Genomic DNA, 15729 nt, shown 5'->3' on the forward strand with positions numbered 1-15729 from the left:
CCTGTCCGAAAAGTCTGTTTGGTAACCGGAAAGTGCGATCCTAGGAATAATCGCTCGCACGGCAGGCGCGGCAGCGGCCGACAGTCATCGACGGCGTCGCGCACAAATTCGATTGCACACCAATGCTTTCGCCTCCAGTCGTCGATCAAGTTCCATACTACTGCTGAGGCGGCTGCGTAATCAAAGACCGCGCCAGCCAGCCAGATCCGCAGGTGAACCTGGCCTTCGGATGGAAACCATTCTTTGGCGGTCATAGCCGATTACCTTCTCCCGGCCTTTCTGAACGAGGCACTAACGGCGCAAGCGGATGGTGACTGCTCGCGGTTCGGTGAAGAACTCGCGGGAGTACTGGCCGCCCTCGCGGCCGAGTCCGCTGCTGCCTTCACCGCCGAACGGTAGGCGGAGATCGCGCTCGAAGAAGGTGTTGATCCACACGGTGCCGGCTTTCCAGCGAGCGGCCATGCGGTGGGCGCGGTTGAGGTTGTCGGTGAACAGCATGCCGGCGAGACCGTATGGGGAGTCGTTGGCGATGCGCAGCGCCTCGTCCTCGGTGTCGAAACCGAGGACGGTCTCGACTGGCCCGAAGATCTCCTCGCGCGCGGTACGCGAGTCGTTGGTCAGCCCAGTGATCACGGTCGGCGGGTAGTAGAACCCCTTCGCACGGGCGGCGTCGGTGAGGCGGGACCCGCCGGTGATGATCTTGCCGCCTTCCTCCTGCGCCAGCTCGACATAGCCGTGCACCTTTTCGAGGTGCTTCTCCTCGATGAGCGGGCCGACGAAATTGGCGGGATCCTTCGGGTCACCGACGGTGAGGGCTCGGGCCTGTTCGGCGAACCGTTCGAGGAACTCCTCCATGATCGAGTTCTGCACCAGCAGACGCGACCCGGACAGGCAGACCTGTCCGTTGCCGCCGAAGATGGCGCGCAAGGACATTGGCACAGCAACGTCGAGGTCGGCGTCGGCGAAGACGATGTTCGCGGACTTGCCGCCCATCTCCGCTGAAACCGGGGTGTGGTTTGCAGCGGCGGCCTGGAGGATCTTCACGCCGGTGGCGCTGGATCCGGTGAAGGTGATCCGGTCGACCCGCGGGTCCGCGGTGAGCGGGCCGGCGACGGCCTCGCCACCGAAACCGTGGACCACATTGAGAACGCCCTCGGGCAGGCCGGCCTCGAGAGCGAGCTCGGCGAAGCGGTGGGCCGTGAGCGGCGTCTGCGGAGCCGGTTTGAGGACGGTGGTGTTACCGAAGGCCAACGCGGGAGCGATCTTCCACGTCGCGAGCATCAGCGGCGCGTTCCAGGGGCTGATCGCCGACACCACCCCGGCGGGCGGGTACAGGACGTACGAGAGCAGGTCCCCGTCCGGGTAGGCCTCATTGGCGGCCATCGACACGTAGTCGGCGAAGAACCGCAGGTTGTGCGCCACCCGGGGGATCTCGGCGTGCAGGGACTGGTTGATGCTCTTGCCGCCGTCGCGAGTTTCGAGCTGGGCCAGTTCCGCACGGTGTTCGTCGACATTGTCGGCGACCGCGTGCAGGATCTTCGCGCGCTCCTTCGGCGACATCTGCGGCCACGGACCGTCGTCGAACGCTGCGCGCGCCGCGGAGACGGCGTCTGTTCCATCGGCGGCGGTTCCCCGCGCGACGGTACCGAGTAGGGAACCGTCGTGCGGGTCGCGGGTCTCGAACGTGGCGCCGTCCGATGCGGGACGCCAGTCGGCACCGATGAGGTGTTTGACGTCGGAAATTTCCGGTACTGCTGTCATGGGCTCTCCTGTTGAACCAGGACCGAGGCCGATCGGCTCGCCGGTCCTGATGTGAACGCGGCAAATGCGCGGCGTGTCATGCACGTGGTGTTCGTGACTCACGACACTACGAGCTGTTTTTCGTGCAGACCATGGCCTCACACGCACATCGCGTGGTCTCCATGCGCACAGCAACAGCACGACAATCGAACGACGTGGGTGCTGAGGAACAGCGGCCACAGCACCCGGGTCGTACGATCAGCGTCCCGCCAGTGCCGGAGTCTCGTAGGTGCGGCCGGCGAGTTCGGAGGCGACGTCGATGATCATGTCCTCCTGGCCACCGATAACGCCACGGCGGCCGAGTTCGAGGAGAATGTCGCGCGCCGGGACCCCGAATTTCTTGGCTGCCCGCTTGGTGGGGTGGAAGAACGTGGAGTAGACGCCGGCGTAGCCCAGCACGAGCGCGGTCTCGTCGACGATCTGCGGATCCTTCATCAGCGGGGCGACAACGTGTTCGGCGGTGTCGATCAGAGGGAACAAGTCGACGCCGGTTTCCCAGCCGGCCCGTTCGAACGCGGCGGCGAGCACCTCGGTCTGGGCGTTTCCTGCGCTGGCGCCGAGCCCGCGCAGCGAGCCGTCGATGAAGGTTGCCCCGTTCTCGGCGGCGGTGAGCGCGTTGGCGATTCCGACACCGAGGTTGTTGTGGGCGTGGAACCCGATGTCGGCGGTGATCGCCTGACGCAGCGCAGCGACGCGGTCGCCGGCGTGCTGGGGGACCATGGCGCCGGCCGAGTCGACGACGTAGACGACGTCAGCGCCGTAGGAGTCGAGTTTGGCGGCCTGCTCGGCGAGGGGCTCGGCCTCCAGCTTGTGGCTCATCATCAGAAACGTCATCACCGTCAGGCCCTGCTCCTTGGCCCATTCGACGGGCTGCTGGCCGCAGTCGGCCTCGGTGCAGTGCACGGCGACGCGCACGGTCTTGATGCCGGCGTCGATGGCCTCCTGGAGTTCGGCGAGGGTTGCGATGCCGGGTACGTAGAGGGCCGCGATGTCGGCATTCTCGACCGCGTCGACCGCGGCCCGAACGTAGTCGGGGTCCGTGGCGGCGGCGAACCCGTACTGGATCGAGGAGGCACCGAGGCCGATACCGTGCGCGACTTCGATCGTCGGGACGCCGGCCTGGTCCAGTCCGCGAGCGATGTCAGCGACGTTCCGCGGTGTGAATTGGTGCGACACCGACGACATGCCGTCGCGCAGAGTGGTGTCGACGATCGTGACCTTTTTACTCATTGTGCTGCTCCCTGGACGAGGTTCTGCTGGGCCATGACGTCGGCGATCTGGACGGCGGCGGCGGTGATGATGTCGAGGTTGCCGGCGTAGGTGGGCAGGAAATCGCCGGCGCCGACGACCTCGAGCATTACGGTGACCAGGTCGCCGTCGACGTCGACGAAACGCAGCGAGTAGCCGGGGACGTACTGCTGGACCTTGGCGACCATGTCGACCACGGCGCGCTCGATGGCGTCCGGGTCGGGGTTGCGGACCTTGGCGTAGACGGTGTCGCGCATGTTCATCGGCGGTTCGGCCGGGTTGATCACGGAGATGGCCTTGGCGCGGTCGGCGCCGGCGACCTGGGCGAGAGCCTTACCGGTCTTCTCGCTGAACTCGCTGAGGTTCTGGCGGGTGCCCGGGCCCGCGCTGTGGGAGGCGATGGCCGCGACGATCTCGCCGTAGGAGGCGTCGGCGACCTCGTTGATGGCGTAGAGGATGGGGATGGTGGCCTGGCCCGCGCAGCTGACCATGTTCACGTTGGGGGCGCTCAGGTGCGCGTCGAGGTTGACGGCGGGCACGACGTACGGGCCGACCGAGGCTGGGGTCAGGTCGATGGCGGTGATGCCTGCCTCGGCATAGCGCGGTGCGGCAGCTGCGTGGATCCTCGCGGAGGTGGCTTCGAACACGATGTCCGGCAACTCGGGCTGAGCAAGGAGCCAGTCGAGCCCCCCGGAGGAGGCTTCGATGCCTTCCCGACGGGCTCGGGCCAGCCCCTCGCTGTCGGGGTCGATGCCCACCATGAAGCGGGGTTCGACGTGCTCGGACCGCAGCAGCTTGTACATCAGGTCCGTCCCGATGTTGCCGGAGCCGATAATCGCGGCGCTCTTGCGACTCATAGTGTGCCTCTCGCTCATGTCTGCCGGTATCGGCAGAACCTGGTGCGTCGAAAGTGGCGGAGCACCCGCGTGCGGTCTGCGCCGAATCGCGCTCGCACCCCACCGAAGTCCTGTATGAGAAAACCACTGATGTCCGGTAGGAGGTTCGGTAGCCGGAATAGCCGAACGCCAGTCCATCGTCGGACCGCTTGGATTCCGATTACTCGGAGAACTCTCCGAGAAACGCTGATCACAGCGGCGTCGGGGAGTCTAGGCAACGGATATTCGCGTCTACGTCCGGTGCGCGTGGAGGCAAAACGATGTGCGCGTGGAGCCATGGCTGGTCGGCATCCTGACTCGTAGTGTCGTAGGCCACAGGCAGTTGGCACCGTGACAGCGGTCACCGCCGGTTTGAAGGGCCCGGGTGTACCCCGCCCGGATCCCGTATCCACCCCAATCGCTGCCTGCTGGTATGGCCGCCCGCGGTCTTGGTGGCGCAATGAAGGAGAAGTAACATGACTGACCCTCGGTTCGAGATTTCCCATCTCGCCCGTGCCGAACTGCTGAGCCCGAAGCCGCAGGAAACGGTGGATTTCTTCACGAAGTTCCTCGGTATGTACATAACCCACACCGAGGGGCAGTCGGTCTACCTGCGCGCCTACGAGGATCCGTACCAGTGGAGCCTGAAAGTCACCGAATCCGCCCAGGCCGGCCTTGGACACGCGGCGCTGCGCACCAGCTCCCCGGAGGCGCTCGAACGCCGGGCGGCCTCACTCGCGGACGCCAACGTCGAGGGCTCCTGGCGCGAGAGTGACTTCGGGTACGGCAAGGCCTTCACCTACGAATCCCCGGACGGGCACAACCTGGAACTGCTGTGGGAGGTCGAGAAGTACCAGGCCCCGCCGGAGCTGCGGTCCAAGATCCTCACTCGCCCATCGAAGAAGCCGCTGCAGGGCATCCCGGTCAAGCGCATCGATCACCTCAATATCCTCGCCAGTGACGTCACTGCGGTGAAGAACTCCTTCGAACGCCATCTCGGATTCCGCACCACCGAACGAGTCGTCGACGGCACCACCGAGATCGGTGCATGGATGAGTTCGAACATCCTCGGCCACGAGATCGCCTGCCTGCGCGACGCCCAGGGCGAACGCGGCAAGCTGCACCATCTCGCGTTCTACTACGGCACCGGCCAGCACAACATCGACGCGGCGGAGATGTTCCGGGACTACGACATTCGCATCGAAGCGGGCCCCGATGCGCACGGCATCACCCAGGCGCAGTTCCTCTACGTCTTCGAACCCGGCGGCAACCGCATCGAGCTGTTCGGCGAGGTCGGCTACCTGCACCTCGATCCCGACGGTGAGACCAAGACCTGGCAGATGTCCGATATCGATACCGGGCTGGCGATCGGCGGCGCGAAACTGCCGTGGGAAACCTACTTCACCTACGGCACACCGAGTCCGCTCTCACTCGACCAGCACATCGAAAAGTATGCGCACTTCGGCCCCGGCGGCCCCGACGCTGCAGCAGCCGACCAGGCCGTACCGGACGAGATCGACCACTCCCGCGCCGTCGCCGGCGCGCCCTCGGCGTAGAAAGACTGACGGCGCCCCGTCATCCAACGGACGACGCGACGGATCACGTGTCCGTCGCGTTTTCTTGTGTGCAGGTGGCGATTCCGCTGCCATGCGTTCCCACCGCCGCAGCCGTGCGCCTGGATGCCAAAGGATGTGCGCCTGACGCCATGGCCGCCCCACACGCCGACCCGTAGTGTTGTGGATCACAGGAACAACCGCGAGTGATCTTCGCGACAGGCTCCGGCTTCGACAGGCCCGAGCACGACGAATCCCTGTCGATTCCCCGACCTGACCTTTTGGAAGGTTTCTTCATGAATGACGTTCAAGTGCAGTCGGATCTGCGCGTCGCCGAGGTGGATGGCTTCGAGATCGCTGTCGATGTGTACCGCCCCGAGATCGACAACCCGCCGACCGTGATCTACCTCCACGGGGGTGGGTGGCAGCTCGGCGACAAGAAGGACGGCGCCGACGAACGTCTGGCACGGCTGGCCTCGTACGGAATCACCGTGGTGTCCGCGAACTATCGTCTCGCGCCGCAGGGTTCGTATCCCAGCCCGATTCACGACGTCAAGGCGGTCGTGCGCTGGCTGCGGGCGCACGGAGATGAGCTCGGGGTCTCGACCGACCGGATCGGCGTGTGGGGCGCGTCGGCCGGCGCGTACCTGGCCACCATGGTCGGGCTGACGCCCGGCGACGAAGAACTCGAAGGTGTTGTCGGCGACGATCTCGATCAGTCCAGCCGAGTCGACGCCGTCGTCCACTGGTTCGGTCCTTCCGATCTCGCTGCCAACGCCGGGCGAAGCTGGATCGAAAGCCACCTCCTCCCACCACCGTTCGAGAACGCGTTGCTGGGCGACGATGAGGTCTCGGCACCCACGAACGCGTCGTGGAACGCCAGTCCGCTCAGTCGGGTGACCTCTCTGGCCCCGCCATTTCTGATCGCACATGGTGACCGCGACCGGATCACGTTGTCTTCGCAGAGCCGCGCACTGCATGACGCCCTGGTCAGCGTCGGTGCTCGGTCCACGCTCCTCGTGTTGGGCGGTGCGGGCCACGAAGGCCCGGAGTTCGACGAGCCCGATCATCTCGGCATCACCGCCGCCTTTCTTGCGGCGCACCTTCGGGGCTGACCCCACCAGAACTTCCCCTCCGACAACATTCAAGGAGCAGAACAATGACGCAGGATGCAGCTATCGAGCAGCAGCAGCGGCCGGCCGGTATTCCGAGCTTCGATGACGATCTTCACGACGACGCGGTGCTCGTCGATCCGTTTCCCACTTACGCGAAACTGCGCGACGCCGGGCCGGTGGTCTGGCTCGACAAGTACGGCTATTACGCCTGCGCGCGCTACAAGGAGGTGTCCGCGGTGCTCTCGGACTGGGAGACCTTCACCTCCCGCGAGGGTGTGGGATTCAACCAGTTCTTCAACGGAATCACCGAGACGAGCTTGCAGACCGAGGGCGATCACCATGATGAGATTCGTCAGGTCGAGGGATGCCCCATCAAGAAGGGCCCGCTGGAAGAACTCAAGCCACGACTGCAGTCCTTCGCGGAGAACCTGGTCGAAACCCTGAAGGGCAAGGACAACCTCGACGGCGTCGCCGACGTGGCGATGGCGATGCCTATCGAGATCGTCACCGACCTGGTCGGCGTCGAGGGCGTCACCCAAGAACAGATGTTCAAGTGGGGCGTGGCCGGATTCGACAGCATCGGACCCCTGCACGCCCCGCGAACCCAGCCGGCGCTGGAAACGATGATGGGCTACATGGAGTTCGCCGACGAGAACTTCCCGAGCAACGTGCGTGAGGGTGGCTGGGCGGACCAGTTGTTCAAGAACGGTGCCGACGTCGGGTGGCCGGAGGACTTTGCCCGCGGGGTGATGAACGACTACATCTACCCGAGTGTGGACAGCACCATCAGTGCGATCGGTATCGGTCTGCTGCTGTTCGCGCAGAACCCGGACCAGTGGGACCGGTTGCGCGCGGATCGGTCGCTGCTGACTAGTGCGATTCCCGAGATTGTGCGGTTGGCGTCCCCGCTGCAGTTCTTCACTCGCGTTGCGACCAAGGACACCGAGATCGCGGGTGTGCCGATCCACGAGGGGGCGCGCGTGGTGGTGATGTACGGATCGGCAAACCGGGACGAGCGCAAGTTCGCGGATCCGGATTCGTTCGACATCACCCGGGATCCGGCTGGTCATCTCGGCTGGGGCCGCGGCAAGCACGCGTGCCTGGGTAAGCCGCTGGCGCGTCTGGAGATGATCACGTTGTTCAACGTGCTCGCCGACAACGTCGAACGTTTCCATGCCGGTAAGTACCGCTTCCAGCCGAACAACATCATCCGCAGCCTCGGTGCGCTGGAACTGGCCATCACCTGGGCAGACGAGAACTAGTTGACCGACGTCCCTGACGTCGTCCCTATCGCATAGGGAAGGAAAGAGAAATGAAGATCCATATCGAGTACGGAATGTGCGACGGGCACGGTGAGTGCGTGATCGCCGCCCCTGAGGTCTTCGACCTCAACGACGACGGCGACGAGGTGATCCTGCTGGACGACTCGCCCGCCGAGGAGCTTCGCGACAAGGTCAACGCCGCGATCAAGCTCTGTCCTGTCGCCGCCATCCGCGTCGAGGGTTGAGTCGTGACCAACACAGTGATCGTCGGCGCCGGGCTGGCCGGCCTTCGTGCAGCGCAGCGGCTGCGCGAGATCGGCACATCCGAGCTGATCACCATCGTCGGGGACGAAAAGCATCGCCCGTACAATCGTCCGCCGTTGTCGAAGCAGCTGATCGCCGGAACGATGACGGCGACGGAGTGCGAATTCGACACCGCGGCAGACGAATTCGAATGGATCCTCGGTAACGCCGCGACCGCGCTGGATGTGGAGAAGCGCCGCTTGCATCTTATCGACGGCGAGATCGGATACGACAAGCTGATCATCGCCACCGGCCGCGGGGCACGATCGCTGCCGGGGCTACCGGACATGGAGGGGTTCCATGTGCTCCGCGGTCTCGACGACGCGGTCGCCTTGTGTGCCGCGGCACAGCATGCCAGCCGTGTGGTGATCGTTGGAGGCGGTTTCATCGGGTGTGAGGTCGCCTCCAGCCTCCGAGCCAACGGAATGGCTTCGGTCACCATCGTCGAGCGGGCGGCAACGTTGATGCCTCTGCTCGGGCCGGATATCGGTCAGTTCGCCGAACGCCTGCACCGTGACCACGGAGTTGACATCCACTGCAATACCTCAGTGACCGAATTCCGTGGCGGGAGTCGAGTCGAACAGGTCGAACTCGATAACGGGCAGATACTCGACGCCGATCTGGTGCTGCTATCGCTCGGCTCGGTTCCCAACACCGGGTGGTTGTCCGGATCGGGTCTCGAACTCGAACAGGGCAGCGTGGTGTGCGACGAGTTCTGCCACGCCTCCGGGAACGCGGACATCGTGGCCGTCGGTGACGTCGCATCGTGGACGCACCGGGGCGTCGGCAAACGGGTTCGGATCGAACACTGGTCGAACGCGGCCGACATGGGTGCGGCCGCGGCGGAGAACCTGTTCGCCGCGGCCGGGAGTAAGAGCCCGTACAGTCCGATTCCTACTTTCTGGACCGATCAGTACGACATACACTTCAAGGCCGCCGGATTCGTCACGATGGCCGACACCTTCGTACCGGTGGAGACCGGGGCGGAGGGGAGGTGGAACTGGGACGGGTTGGGAGACAGCGGATTGGTGGCCGGAATCACCGCGAATGACAACAAGGCGTTCCTGAAGTACCGGCGCGCGCTGGCCGACTCGGGCACGAACCCCTGAAAACACTGCACCGGAGTCCGTTGGCATGGAACGGGCTCCGGTGCAGTCGTTTTCGGGTCAGCGCCGACGGTACTGCCCGGGGCTTACCCCGTAGAGATTGCGGAACGACCGGCTGAAGTGGGAGATGTCCTTGAAGCCCACCCGAGTTGCCAGTGCTCCGATGGTGATGTCGGTGCTGAGCAAGATCATGCGGGCGCGTTCGAGCCGGGCCTGAAGAAGCCATTCGCTCGGCGTACTTCCGGTGCTGTGGAATATCTTCTGCAGATAACGCACCGAGATACCGAGTTCGGCAGCGGCTTCGGCGATAGAGAAGTTCTCATCGTGGAGCCGCGTCTTGAGGAGATTCTGTGCCCGATGCAGATCCGCGGTGTGGGCCTGCTGCGTCGGGCTCATAGCCCAGCCCGTATCCGCCAATGCGGTCACGATCATGTCCAACGCGGAGGCCGACAGTGCGGCGGCCGGAGCATCGGGCACCGCTGCATCGAGGGCGGCGAGTTGTTGTAGGAACCGGCTGACGACAACGCCCGCGCCAGACGCCGCCGACACCGGTTGCGCCATCGCGCGATCGATGTCGCCTTCCGCCATACGGCCCAGCAGCAGGGGGCGGGGAACACGAACGACGATCTGCTCGAACCGTTGTGGAAAGTCGAACTGGAACGGCCGACCGGCGTCGATCACCGCGAACGAGCCGTTGTCGAGCCAGATCGAACGTCCATGTTGTTCGATCCGCCCGGGACCCCCGGTCACCGCGCACAGGAAGTAGTCCTCGGAATCGGTATCGGCGATCATCGCCGGTGTCCGCAAGACCGAATGCGCATGGGCGCGTACGGTGCTCAGCGACAGATCTCCGAACTGCCGAGTGCTCAGCCTCGCCTCGAAGCGGCCCCTGGGCGACTGCCATTGCGGGTCCATCTCGCAGTAGGTTTCCGCGAGGGTGTCGGTCCACCACTCGCGGCCGCCGGACATCTCCTGGCGGACCGGCGTGGTGTGCGAGGGTGGCGTGGCTTGCTCATCAGGGGCGTTGGTGGCTTGCTCGTCACGCGTTGACATCGTTGACATCGCGGTTCACCTCCTCAGATGAACGCAGTGTTACACGAACAAGGCTACCGCTTACCCGCGAAAGGATTATCCGACGTAATCGGCCTTCGAGAGGGCATGTTGTTCGGATACGCGGAACACGACCCAACGGAATACCGACGTGGCCGAGCGGCTACGCCGCGACCACGTCGGCGGCCGGTCAGCCTGTGATCTCGCGGCCGAAGATCTGCCGGGCGAGCACCCACTTCTGAACCTCGTTCGCGCCTTCGTAGATCTCACCGATCTTGCTGTCCCGGTAGAAGGCCTCCACCGGCCCGTCGGTGTCGTCTGCCCCCAGGGACTGGGTGAACCCGAGCCCGCCGAAGGCTTGCACCGCATCGCGGGCCATGTCCACGGAAATCTCGGTGCCACGCAGCTTGGCCATGGCCGCCTCCGGCTCGGGGAATGCGACGCCGGAGTCCAGGCGCAGTGCCGCCTTGAGATAGAGATCGCGGGCGGATTCGATGGTCGTGGCCCGGTCCGCCATGAGGAACTGCCAGTGTTGCTTGCCTGCGAGGGGGCCGCCGAAGGCTTGCCTGCGCGCGAGGTGGGCAGCGGTGTGGTCGAACGCGGCCTGTGCCATCCCGACCCCGGCCGCAGCGATGCCGATCCGCCCGTAGGTCAGGGTCTGCAGGGCGATCTTGAGTCCGCCGCCCTCCTCACCCAACAACGCGTCGGCGTTGAGATGGACCTGGTCGAGGATGACATCAGCAGTGATCTGCCCTTTGTTCCCCAGTTTGCGGTCGGGGGTGCCGATGGTGACACCGGGGGTGTCGGTGGGCACGATGAAAGTGCTCAGCCGGTTGCCGGTGCGTGCCAGCACGACGACGAAGGCGGCTACCACCGAGTTCGTGATCCAGCGCTTGCGACCGTGGAGAACCCAGCCGGTGGCCGTCGGGGTGGCCTCGGTAGTGACTGCGGTCGGGGACAGATCGCTCGAGGCGCCCGGCTCGCTGGTGGCGAACGATCCGACGATCTCCCCGGCGACGGCGGGGGCGAGCCACCGCTGCCGCTGCGCGTCGGTTCCCTGGTTGACCGCGTTGCCCGCGAGGATGCAGTGCACGTCGAAGATCGCGGCGACGCTGTTGGAGTAGTACGCGAGTTCTTCGACCGCGACGGCGGTCGCGGTAGCGCGGTGGGTCAGGTCGTCACCGCCGACGTCGCCGGCGAAGGGAATACGGAACACTCCGGCCGAGGCGAGGGAGTCGAAGGCGTCGCGGGGGAATCCGTCGAGGCGTTCGTCGCCGCGGGCGATGCGACCGGCGATCGGTGCGATCGCATCTGCCGCGATTCGGCGTACCTGGTGGCGCACCTGTCTGATCTCCGGCGGGGAGAGCAGATCGTGGTAGAGCCGGTCGGCGATGCGTGGAGGGTTGAAGGCGTCGCTCTCGGGGTCGGTGTCGACGGCATGAACCAAGGTCATAGGGGCTCCCAGAAGAAGAACGGCAGTGTGTCTCTCCTGGTCTACGGCCCCCAGTTGCCGACGACAACGTGGTGTCGGCAATGCTGATCGACTCCCCGGGTGCCAATCAGCATTGTCCAGCCACTCCGATCAGCGTGCCGCCCGACGCTCGGCGACAGTGATGTCCCCGGCGGCCCAGTGCGTTTCCGGCACTTCCCGGATGACGACGCGGATGTTCTCCTTCGGCGCGCCGAGTGACCGTTGCGCGGCTTCGGTCAGCTCGTGAATCAGCGCCCGGATCTGCTCCGGGGAGCGGCCCAGGCCGATCGTGACGTCGATGAATGGCATGCGCCTATCCTCCTGAAATGGTGATGGAGCCGAGCGAGGTGAAGTGAGCGGCCACCCGAGCGCCCGGTTCGACGGCGATGGCGTCGGTCATCCCGCCGGTCAGTACGGTCCACCCGGCTTCGATTGCGTGCCCGCGCTCGGCCAGGGTGTTTGCCGCGAATGCCAGCGCCTCGGCCGGATGGCCTTGCACGGCGGCGCCGGTGGCTGTGTCGACGATCTGGCCGTCGACCTCCAGCAGGCACGCCTCGAGGGTGAGATCCAGATCCTCCGGACGCCGTAGAACCGGACCGGTGACATACACGCCGGATGAATTGTTGTCTGCGACAGCATCTTCGAGGGTGAACTTGAACCCGGCGTAGCGGCTGTCGATGATCTCGATCGCACCGGCGACCCGGTCGACAGCCGCAAGCGCCTCCGCCGCGGTGACACCGGGCCCAGCCAGCCTGCGGCCCATCACAAAGGCGATCTCCGGCTCCGCGCGCGGGTGAATGAGCCGGTGGCGAGGAACCGGATCCCCGGCGGGCAAAGCCATCACATCGGTCAACCAGGCTACCGAGGGAGCATCGACACCCATCTGGCGCTGCTTCGCACGCGAGGTGAGTCCCAACTTGATGCCGGTGATGATCTCGCCACGGGCTTTGCGCGCGGCGAGTGCGATGTCTTGCGCTTCGTAGGCGACGGGCAAGGTCAGGCCGGCCCATTCGGCCGATAACGAGGTGCGCGAGGTGGTGGTGGCCTCGGCGTCGAGGAGGATGTCGGCGATGCGGCCTGCGCTCCAGCGCTGTTCGCTCGTCCGCTGTTCGCTCGTCATTGTTCTGCTCGCTCTCCAAGGATGGCGGATACGGTGCCGAGTCCGTTCATGGTCGCCACGATGGAATCGCCCGGCGAGATAGGGAAGGCTTTCGTCATCGATCCGGGCAGCACGACATGGCCGGGTTCGAGCGTCACGCCGAGAGGGCCGACGGTGTTGGCCAGCCACACCAACGAGTTCAGCGGAGACCCGAGCACCGCGCCGCCGGCGCCGGTCGCCACGAGTTCACCGTTGATGTGCAACGTGCAACCGGACAGGCGCAAGTCGACGTCGCGCAGCAGCACTGGCCGGCTGCCCAGAACGACCCCACCCGAGGAGGCGTTGTCGGCGATGGTGTCGAAGATGCCGATCTTCCAGTCCCGAATCCGGGAATCGACGATTTCCAGAGCCGGAAGCACGAACTCCACCGCGCGCACGGCATCAGCGATGGTGACGCCGGGACCGGTCAGGGACCGACCGAGGACGAACGCGGTCTCCGGCTCGATTCGCGGCTGGATATAGGTCGTGGACGGAATCGGATGATGCTCGAGGTGGAACATGCTCGCTGTCAGGTGACCGAAGTCGGGCTGGTCGACCCCCATCTGGCGTTGGATCGCGACGGACGCGAGTCCGACCTTGTGCCCCTTGACGGTGTCACCGTCCTTTTCCCATTGCTCGACCTGGGCTTGGGCGATGCGATAGGCGGTCGACAATTCCGCCTGAGCGAAGTGCGGAGTCAAGGGGTCGATCGGCGTGCCGCTGCGGTACGCCTCCAGCAGCCGCTGTGCGGCGCCTTGTACCTCGTCGGTGGACATAAGACCTCGGGCTTTCGGTGGGAACGTCCCGCAGCGCTGCCGCAGCTCCGCAGGGATGTGACGTGTTGCACTGAACTCTCACCATCGGGCAGTATGGGGCCGATATGCAAGACGATCGTGCCGATGAACGGCACAGTTCCCTGGATGCCGCCGCTGCCGGTGATGTCGGCTCCATCGCTCGTGCGGTCACTGTGCTCGACGCCCTCGGCGCCGCCGATACCGTCCTCGGGGTCTCCGAGATCGCCCGCCGTTGTCGCTTACCCAAGTCGAGTGTGCAGCGCATGCTCAAGGCGCTGTATGAGGCCAAGCTGCTCGAACGCGAGGGCACCAGCTACCGGCTCGGCCTCAAACTGTTCGAACTCGGTCAGCACGTGCCACGCCAACGGAACCTGCGCGAGGCCGCCCGCCCGTTCATGGCGGATCTTCAGGAGGCAACCGGTCACTCGGTTCACTTCGCCGTCCTCGACGGGGACTGTGTGGTGTACCTCGAGGTTCTGCACAGCCCGAACTCTCCGCCGTTGCCGACTCGGATGGGCAGGCGGTGGCCTGCGCACGGCACCGGCATCGGCAAGGCCATCCTCGCATTTTCCGAGCAGACCGTCGTCGAGCAGATCCTCGCGGGTGGCCTCGCTCGCCTGAGCGAGCGCACCATCGTCGCGCCGGGACTGTTCGCCGCGGAATTGGCGCGGATCCGCGAGCGCGGAGTGGCATACGACCTGGAAGAGTCGCGGCCCGGTGTTGCCTGCGTGGCCAGTCCCGTCTTCGGGCCCGACGGGCAGGTCGTTGCCGGAATTTCGGTGTCCGGGTGGCACACTCGCATCAATCTCGACCATTCGGCGGCCGCTGTGCGGACCGCGGCATTGAGCTTGTCGCGGCACCTGACCATGCGGTCCAGTTGAGCCTGTTAGATCGCCGCCGCGAGGGTGGGGTCGTCGCGATAGGTGCGAATCGCCGCATCCGCGGAGTTCGCGATCGCACGGGAGACCTCCGCGCCGGCCGCGATGACCGCATTCTTGAACTCCGTCTGAGCGGGAACGAACCGGCTCGCAGGAACGCTCATACTGATCGCCGCGACCACCAACCCCATGTCGTCTCGCACAGGAGCGGCCACGCAGTGCACCTCCGGTACCGCCTCGCCCGCATCGAATGCACACCCGGAGCGGAGAACCGACCGCAGTTCCTGCCCGAGGGCGGCCGGATTGGTGATCGTCGACGGTGTCAGTCGCCGCAGCGGCTTCGTGGTGATGTTGCGTTCAATCTCGCCCGGATCACACTGCGCCAGAAGAACTTTGCCGACCGCACTACAGTGCGGTTCGAGATGAGCGCCCACCCTAGCTCCGGCGACGTTGATGACATGGTTGCCGAGTACCTTGTCGACATACAGGACGCGATATCGCTCCATCACAGCCAGGTGCGTGGTCTCGCCGTACTTGTGTGCGAGGTCCTCGAGCACGGCTGTCGCGCAGGAACGAACATCGACAGTGCCCTTGAGTGTCTGGCTCAGCTCCACTACCCGCCAGCCGATCCGGTACCGGCCGCGGCTGCGGCACTGCAGCAGCCCGGTCTCGACGAGCGAGGACAGCAAGGCATGTGCACTCGAGCGAGGAACATCGATCGCCGCCGCTACCTCGGAGGCGCCCCACTCGGGGCGGGAGACGGTGAACAAGTCCAGCACCGGGCCGATTTTCTGCACTGTTTGGAGAGCCGCCATAGTTCTTCCCTTCCACTCGGCGACGACCGGCAGCGCCGCCTCACCCAAGTCTGTGTGTCAGCTCACATGCGGGTCCAGCCGTGCGTGCCGGTCACCGGCACGCGCCCTCCCCCTGGTCGACACCGGCGGCCGGCCCTGCACCCAACTGCCCATCGCGGGGTCGCCGGTCACGGCAGTCATGACCGAACCCGTTACTGCGACTTGGTCGCGCTGCACCTCGCCTTCGGCAGCACGCTCCTGCGTGGTCGGATCCTGGCTCAGGCGCACACCTTTCGGACACTCCGGTTGATCAGGCACTCACAGTGCGCTGATCGGACGTGT

General features: G+C 65.4%; 17 protein-coding genes. 6 read left to right on the top strand and 11 right to left on the bottom strand.

What is annotated here, in order from left to right:
- The 4 genes from AC5WS7_RS32560 to AC5WS7_RS32575 form a co-directional block, all read right to left on the bottom strand.
- Window positions 1–254, bottom strand: a 254-nt coding sequence (locus AC5WS7_RS32560; protein WP_495958450.1) for a hypothetical protein, incomplete at its 3' end; no start/stop codon positions are given.
- A gap of 37 nt (window positions 255–291) precedes the next feature.
- A complete protein-coding gene (locus AC5WS7_RS32565) occupies window positions 292–1761 on the bottom strand; it encodes an aldehyde dehydrogenase (protein WP_495958637.1) in 1470 nt (489 codons plus the stop codon).
- A 237-nt stretch (window positions 1762–1998) separates the two neighbouring features.
- Window positions 1999–3030 (bottom strand): 4-hydroxy-2-oxovalerate aldolase, encoded by a 1032-nt coding sequence (gene dmpG, locus AC5WS7_RS32570; RefSeq protein ID WP_495958451.1) that lies wholly within the window; start codon window positions 3028–3030, stop codon window positions 1999–2001.
- The gene (locus tag AC5WS7_RS32575) at window positions 3027–3905 is read right to left on the bottom strand and encodes an acetaldehyde dehydrogenase (acetylating) (RefSeq protein ID WP_495958452.1); all 879 of its coding nucleotides are present in this window, start codon (window positions 3903–3905) and stop codon (window positions 3027–3029) included. The genes dmpG and AC5WS7_RS32575 overlap by 4 nt, the downstream gene beginning before the upstream one ends.
- A 494-nt stretch (window positions 3906–4399) precedes the next feature.
- On the opposite strand from AC5WS7_RS32575, the gene AC5WS7_RS32580 reads away from it, so the two are divergent.
- The 5 genes from AC5WS7_RS32580 (at window position 4400) to AC5WS7_RS32600 (ending at window position 9265) form a co-directional block, all read left to right on the top strand.
- Window positions 4400–5479, top strand: coding sequence for a VOC family protein (locus AC5WS7_RS32580; protein WP_495958453.1), 1080 nt, complete (start codon window positions 4400–4402; stop codon window positions 5477–5479).
- 203 nt (window positions 5480–5682) lie between these two features.
- Complete coding sequence (locus AC5WS7_RS32585; protein ID WP_495958454.1) at window positions 5683–6591, top strand: alpha/beta hydrolase fold domain-containing protein; 909 nt, start codon at window positions 5683–5685, stop codon at window positions 6589–6591.
- A 44-nt stretch (window positions 6592–6635) separates the two neighbouring features.
- Window positions 6636–7853: a cytochrome P450 gene (locus AC5WS7_RS32590; RefSeq protein ID WP_495958455.1), complete on the top strand. Its 1218-nt coding sequence runs from the start codon at window positions 6636–6638 to the stop codon at window positions 7851–7853.
- A gap of 50 nt (window positions 7854–7903) precedes the next feature.
- Window positions 7904–8098: a ferredoxin gene (locus AC5WS7_RS32595; RefSeq protein WP_495958456.1), complete on the top strand. Its 195-nt coding sequence runs from the start codon at window positions 7904–7906 to the stop codon at window positions 8096–8098.
- 3 nt (window positions 8099–8101) lie between these two features.
- The gene (locus tag AC5WS7_RS32600; RefSeq protein ID WP_495958457.1) at window positions 8102–9265 is read left to right on the top strand and encodes an NAD(P)/FAD-dependent oxidoreductase; all 1164 of its coding nucleotides are present in this window, start codon (window positions 8102–8104) and stop codon (window positions 9263–9265) included.
- Between the two features lie 57 nt (window positions 9266–9322).
- Here the strand turns inward: AC5WS7_RS32600 and AC5WS7_RS32605 are convergent, their stop codons facing one another.
- The 5 genes from AC5WS7_RS32605 to AC5WS7_RS32625 all read right to left on the bottom strand — a co-directional run bounded on the left by AC5WS7_RS32605 (window position 9323) and on the right by AC5WS7_RS32625 (window position 13697).
- A complete protein-coding gene (locus tag AC5WS7_RS32605) occupies window positions 9323–10324 on the bottom strand; it encodes an AraC-like ligand-binding domain-containing protein (protein ID WP_495958458.1) in 1002 nt (333 codons plus the stop codon).
- Window positions 10325–10502: 178 nt separating this feature from the next.
- Window positions 10503–11765, bottom strand: coding sequence for an acyl-CoA dehydrogenase family protein (locus AC5WS7_RS32610; protein ID WP_495958459.1), 1263 nt, complete (start codon window positions 11763–11765; stop codon window positions 10503–10505).
- Window positions 11766–11894: 129 nt separating this feature from the next.
- Window positions 11895–12092 (bottom strand): 2-hydroxymuconate tautomerase, encoded by a 198-nt coding sequence (gene thmT / locus AC5WS7_RS32615; RefSeq protein WP_495958460.1) that lies wholly within the window; start codon window positions 12090–12092, stop codon window positions 11895–11897.
- Between the two features lie 4 nt (window positions 12093–12096).
- A complete protein-coding gene (locus AC5WS7_RS32620; protein WP_495958461.1) occupies window positions 12097–12903 on the bottom strand; it encodes a 2-keto-4-pentenoate hydratase in 807 nt (268 codons plus the stop codon).
- Window positions 12900–13697, bottom strand: a complete 798-nt coding sequence (locus AC5WS7_RS32625; protein ID WP_495958462.1) for a 2-keto-4-pentenoate hydratase — start codon at window positions 13695–13697, stop codon at window positions 12900–12902. The genes AC5WS7_RS32620 and AC5WS7_RS32625 overlap by 4 nt, the downstream gene beginning before the upstream one ends.
- A gap of 104 nt (window positions 13698–13801) precedes the next feature.
- On the opposite strand from AC5WS7_RS32625, the gene AC5WS7_RS32630 reads away from it, so the two are divergent.
- Window positions 13802–14596, top strand: coding sequence for an IclR family transcriptional regulator (locus AC5WS7_RS32630; RefSeq protein WP_495958463.1), 795 nt, complete (start codon window positions 13802–13804; stop codon window positions 14594–14596).
- A 5-nt stretch (window positions 14597–14601) separates the two neighbouring features.
- On the opposite strand, the gene AC5WS7_RS32635 is transcribed toward AC5WS7_RS32630, so the two are convergent.
- Both AC5WS7_RS32635 and AC5WS7_RS32640 read right to left on the bottom strand, forming a co-directional pair.
- Window positions 14602–15408 (bottom strand): IclR family transcriptional regulator, encoded by an 807-nt coding sequence (locus AC5WS7_RS32635; RefSeq protein ID WP_495958464.1) that lies wholly within the window; start codon window positions 15406–15408, stop codon window positions 14602–14604.
- Window positions 15409–15465: 57 nt separating this feature from the next.
- A complete protein-coding gene (locus AC5WS7_RS32640; protein WP_495958465.1) occupies window positions 15466–15588 on the bottom strand; it encodes a hypothetical protein in 123 nt (40 codons plus the stop codon).
- Between the last annotated feature and the right edge of the window lie 141 nt (window positions 15589–15729).

This window comes from Nocardia sp. PLKS1-43 (genome assembly GCF_059510335.1).